2 protein-coding genes and 2 pseudogenes are annotated in these 5,447 nt (G+C 40.3%); 3 read left to right on the forward strand and 1 reads right to left on the reverse strand.

Annotated elements, in window-relative coordinates:
• Positions 1 to 751: 751 nt before the first annotated feature.
• Positions 752 to 1,084: pseudogene (locus HT723_RS11660) on the forward strand (N-acetylmuramoyl-L-alanine amidase family protein); the annotation flags it as partial.
• 222 nt (positions 1,085 to 1,306) lie between these two features.
• Here the strand turns inward: HT723_RS11660 and HT723_RS11665 are convergent.
• A pseudogene (locus HT723_RS11665) lies at positions 1,307 to 1,799 on the reverse strand (IS66 family transposase); the annotation flags it as partial.
• Between the two features lie 444 nt (positions 1,800 to 2,243).
• Between HT723_RS11665 and polA the strand changes: the two are divergent.
• Positions 2,244 to 4,877 carry a DNA polymerase I gene (polA, locus tag HT723_RS08600; protein WP_172935033.1) on the forward strand — a complete coding sequence of 878 codons (2,634 nt, stop codon included), beginning with the start codon at positions 2,244 to 2,246 and terminating at the stop codon, positions 4,875 to 4,877.
• A gap of 84 nt (positions 4,878 to 4,961) precedes the next feature.
• Complete coding sequence (locus tag HT723_RS08605; protein WP_000076479.1) at positions 4,962 to 5,399, forward strand: CoA-binding protein; 438 nt, start codon at positions 4,962 to 4,964, stop codon at positions 5,397 to 5,399.
• Positions 5,400 to 5,447: the final 48 nt, after the last annotated feature.

Raw genomic sequence — 5,447 nt, forward strand, 5'->3', positions numbered from 1 at the left:
CCCAGAGAAGACTTCTTGATGGCTAACTTGAACTTGAAATTTGGCTTTTTTGAAAAAATAGGTAAAAAGTTTAAAAACTCGAAGAAAACTCTTGACAAATCCTGCAAATATTTATATAATCTATGGTAGTAAGGTAGTCTTACGAAAAAATATTTTAAAGAAAAACAAAGGAGATAAAACGATGAAAAAAGTTTTATTGACAAGCGCAGTCGCTCTTGCAGCATTTGGTGCTGTACAAGCTGTTTCAGCTGATACAGCAACTTTTAGTGAGGCTAATGTTCAAACATTGCCAAATGCTAAACCTGCAGCTGATGAGAGAACAGAACCAAGTGCAGAAGTTTCTAAACTCTTTAAAGAAGCAGCAGAAGCAGCAGAAGCAGCAGCTAAACGTGGAGAAGAAGCAAGTGGTAAAGTTAATACTACTGAAAATGGTGATTTGACTATTGATGATATTAAGTCTCACCTTGCATCTCAACAATCTCAACAATCTAATAAACAAAGAGTTGTTACCGATAGATATGTTAAGGTTTATGATAAAGAAGGTAATGAACTGAAACTTGATGGTAAAGCAGTTGAGATTAAGTATGAAAAATCAGCTAATAGTACTGTTGAAGTTAAAACTAAACGTGGAACATATAAATTAACAGTTCGAGTACAAAATGGTAAAGCAACCCTTTTGAAAACTCCTCAATTAGTAGCTTCTGCTGAAACACCTGCTCAAAAAGCTGAATGGATTAAATCAGGTTCTCGCTGGTGGTACAAACACGCTGATGGTTCTTACACAACTAATGGTTGGGAAAAAATCAATGGAACTTGGTACTATTTTGACCAAGCTGGTTGGATGACAACTGGTTGGGTTAAAGACAATGGTACTTGGTACTACCTAAACGACAACGGTTCAATGGCAACTGGTTGGGTTAAAGATAACGGTACTTGGTACTACTTGAAATCATCAGGTGCAATGGCAACTGGTTGGTATCAAGTTGGTGGTAAATGGTACTACTCATACGCGTCAGGAGCTCTTGCAGTTAATACAACTGTAGATGGTTATAAAGTAAACCACAACGGTGAGTGGGTTAAATAATCCAAGATAATTTAAAACTAGGAGAGTTCTCTCCTAGTTTTTTTGCTCTTTGTTAGCTATAGGGGTAGAGTTTTTGGCATTTTCCTTGCAACTCCGTCTATTGGTTAGAAGAAAATAAAAAGTGAACAAGACGATATTTCAGTCGTAACCGCCTAATAACGAAGTATATTGAAAAATCTCCAGCCTAGAGAACTCACGGATAGTTCCTAATCTGGAGATTTCTTATTTGCACTTTTCTTGTACAACTTTAGTCCATGGTAAATAAGCCTCTAAAACCTCTTTGTTTACGAGAGTTTCCTCGTTTGGAAGACATTCTAGAAGATAGGATAGCTATTTCTCACTATTTAATTGATGACGTTTAGCTGTTTCCAACAAGCTCATAATAATAGCTCTTGCTTTAGCTCCTTCAAAATTTTGAGAAAACAACCACCCTCGCTTTTTAAAATTTAGCTTAGGCTAAAAGAGTCCACTGGACTCTTTTACTCCGTCCCATAACCAATGATTTAATGGCGCGTTCAGCTAGATTATTGGAAAGGACCAGATGTCCGTCTTTTAAAATGGTCTTAAAGGTTTCTTCATACTTGAGGCTGTATTCAATAGCCCTTCCTAGTTTTGAACCTGCTAAAACTGACTGACATCGACACCAAGCAAAGAAATCTTCCATTAGGGGGTGGAGCTCTTCTTGACGTTTCTGTAGTCGTTCATCAGCTGGCAAAGCATGCAATCGCTTTTCACCTGCTTTTAAGGCCTAGTTTAAGACTAAGTTAGAACAAGGAAAACATTACAATGTAGCCATCATCCACCTTGCAAAAAAACTTATCCGAACCATGTTTTATCTCCTAAAAAAGAGCTACCATTTGACGAACAAAAAGTGATGTAATTTCTGAAATTAACACAAGATTACCTTTGAAAAAAATGGACTGTTTCAAGGGATTTTTGCCGTGCTCTAAAATCATCGCTAAATCATCAAATTGAAATAAGAAATATTTTAGATAAACTATTGACTTTTCTTATAGTTTGTCTTTCATTATAGCACATTTTTAAATCTAAGTTTACTAGTTTCAATGCTTCTATCTATTTATTCGGGAAAAAGTTTGAAAAATACTTGCTCTAGCTCTTCCCAATGGTATTTTTTGATTCTTTCCTTTATAATGGGTGTATGGATAAGAAAAAATTATTATTGATTGATGGGTCTTCTGTTGCTTTTCGGGCGTTTTTTGCACTCTATCAGCAGTTGGACCGTTTTAAGAATGCGGCTGGTTTGCATACCAATGCCATTTATGGTTTCCAGTTGATGTTGAGCCATTTGTTGGAGCGGGTGGAGCCTAGTCATATTTTGGTGGCTTTTGATGCGGGAAAGACGACCTTCCGGACAGAGATGTATGCGGACTATAAGGGTGGTCGGGCTAAGACTCCTGATGAGTTTCGTGAGCAATTCCCTTTCATTCGTGAGTTGCTAAATCATATGGGGATTCGTCACTATGAGTTGGCTCAGTATGAGGCGGATGACATCATTGGAACACTGGATAAACTAGCAGAGCAGAATGGTTTTGATATTACCATTGTCAGTGGGGACAAGGATTTGATTCAGCTGACGGATGAGCATACGGTGGTTGAGATTTCCAAGAAAGGTGTGGCTGAGTTTGAGGCCTTTACACCAGAATATCTTATGGAAAAGATGGGCATTACACCGACGCAGTTTATCGATCTCAAGGCGCTCATGGGTGATAAGTCGGATAATATCCCTGGGGTGACCAAAATTGGTGAAAAGACGGGTATCAAACTCTTGCTGGAGTATGGTTCGCTTGAGGGGATTTATGAAAATATCGATGGGATGAAGGCTTCTAAGATGAAGGAAAATCTCATTAATGATAAGGAACAGGCCTTTTTGTCTAAAACACTAGCGACCATTGATACCAAGGCACCGATTGCGATTGGTTTAGAGGACTTGGTCTATAGTGGTCCAGATGTTGAAAATCTTGGAAAATTCTACGATGAGATGGGCTTCAAACAGCTCAAGCAGGCTTTAAATGTGTCGTCAGCTGATGTGTCTGAGAGTTTGGATTTTACTATTGTTGACCAAATCAGTCAAGATATGCTGAGTGAAGAGTCTATCTTCCACTTTGAGCTTTTTGGTGAGAATTACCATACGGATAATTTGGTTGGATTTGCCTGGTCTTGTGGGGATAAGCTCTATGCCACAGACAAGCTTGAGCTGTTGCAAGACCCGATTTTCAAGGATTTCTTAGAAAAAACATCTCTGAGAGTTTATGACTTTAAGAAGGTTAAAGTTCTTTTGCAACGTTTGGGTGTGGATTTGCAGGCGCCTGCTTTTGACATCCGTTTGGCTAAATACCTCCTTTCGACTGTGGAGGACAATGAAATTGCGACCATCGCTAGTCTTTATGGTCAGACTTACTTGGTTGATGATGAAACTTTCTACGGTAAGGGTGTTAAAAAGGCCATTCCTGAACGTGAGAAATTCTTGGAACACTTAGCTTGTAAACTTGCTGTTTTGGTTGAAACAGAGCCTATTTTGCTTGAAAAACTCAGCGAAAATGGGCAATTAGAGCTTCTTTATGATATAGAGCAACCTCTGGCTTTTGTCCTTGCCAAGATGGAAATAGCTGGAATTAGGGTCAAGAAAGAGACTTTGTGTGAGATGCAGGCTGAAAATGAGCTTGTCATTGAAAAACTGACTCAAGAGATTTACGAGTTGGCTGGTGAGGAGTTTAATATCAACTCGCCTAAGCAGTTGGGCGTGCTTCTCTTTGAAAAATTGGGACTTCCTTTAGAATACACTAAAAAAACCAAGACAGGTTATTCGACAGCGGTGGATGTCTTGGAACGCTTGGCTCCTATTGCACCAATTGTTAAGAAAATTCTCGACTACCGTCAGATTGCTAAGATTCAATCCACTTATGTGATTGGCTTGCAGGACTGGATTTTGGCTGATGGCAAGATTCATACTCGCTATGTTCAGGATTTGACCCAGACTGGGCGTTTGTCTAGTGTGGATCCAAACTTGCAAAATATTCCTGTGCGTTTGGAACAAGGTCGTCTCATTCGGAAGGCTTTTGTGCCTGAGTGGGAGGATAGTGTATTGCTCAGCTCGGACTATTCACAGATTGAATTGCGCGTTTTGGCGCATATTTCTAAGGATGAGCACTTGATTAAGGCCTTCCAAGAGGGAGCGGACATCCATACCTCGACAGCCATGCGGGTCTTTGGCATTGAGCGTCCTGAGGATGTGACTGCAAACGATCGTCGCAATGCCAAGGCGGTTAACTTTGGAGTGGTTTATGGTATTTCAGACTTTGGTTTGTCTAATAATCTGGGCATTAGCCGTAAGGAGGCCAAAGCCTACATTGATACCTACTTTGAACGCTTCCCAGGTATTAAAAACTACATGGATGAAGTGGTGCGTGAGGCGCGTGATAAGGGCTATGTGGAGACCCTCTTCAAGCGTCGTCGTGAGTTGCCAGATATCAATTCGCGCAACTTTAATATTCGTGGTTTTGCGGAGCGGACATCCATCAATTCTCCTATTCAGGGTTCGGCAGCAGATATTCTCAAGATTGCCATGATTCAGCTAGATAAAGCCTTGGTTGCAGGTGGTTATCAGACTAAGATGCTTCTGCAAGTGCACGATGAAATCGTCCTTGAAGTTCCTAAATCTGAATTGGCAGAGATGAAAAAATTGGTCAAACAAACCATGGAAGAAGCCATTCAACTCAGTGTTCCCCTCATCGCAGATGAAAATGAAGGGGCAACCTGGTACGAGGCTAAATAAAAAGGGGGCTAGTCCTCCTTTTTTGTAGTAGAATTCTGCAAACCTTTTCAAAATATGCTATACTGATGAAAAAGGAGGATTTCTATGAGTCAAGAATTTATCAATCCAAGTGATGGCGTGATTCGTCAGTATCTCGCAACGAGTAAAACCCTTGCTGTGGTGGGTTTGTCTGACCGTGAAGAAACAACCAGCAATCGAGTGACAAAGGAAATGCAGGCTCGGGGCTATAAAATCATCCCAGTCAATCCCAAGGCGGCAGGTGGCGAAATCTTGGGTGAAAAGGCTTATGCTAGCCTCGCTGAAATTCCTTTTCCTGTAGATATTGTCAATGTTTATCGTCGCAGTGAATTTCTGCCCGATGTGGCGCGTGATTTTCTCAAAGCTGATGCCAAGATTTTTTGGGCACAGCTAGGACTTGAAAGTTTAGAAGCGAAAGAGATTTTGCGTGATGGTGGATGTGATGATATCGTGATGAATCGCTGTATCAAGAGAGAACATACTCGCTTGATTGAGGAAGCATAAGAAAAAGGTAGCTGATGGGCTACCTTTTGTGTTATACTCAATGAAAAT

The organism is Streptococcus sp. 2106 (assembly GCF_013277315.1).
GTDB classification, from domain to species: domain Bacteria; phylum Bacillota; class Bacilli; order Lactobacillales; family Streptococcaceae; genus Streptococcus; species Streptococcus pseudopneumoniae.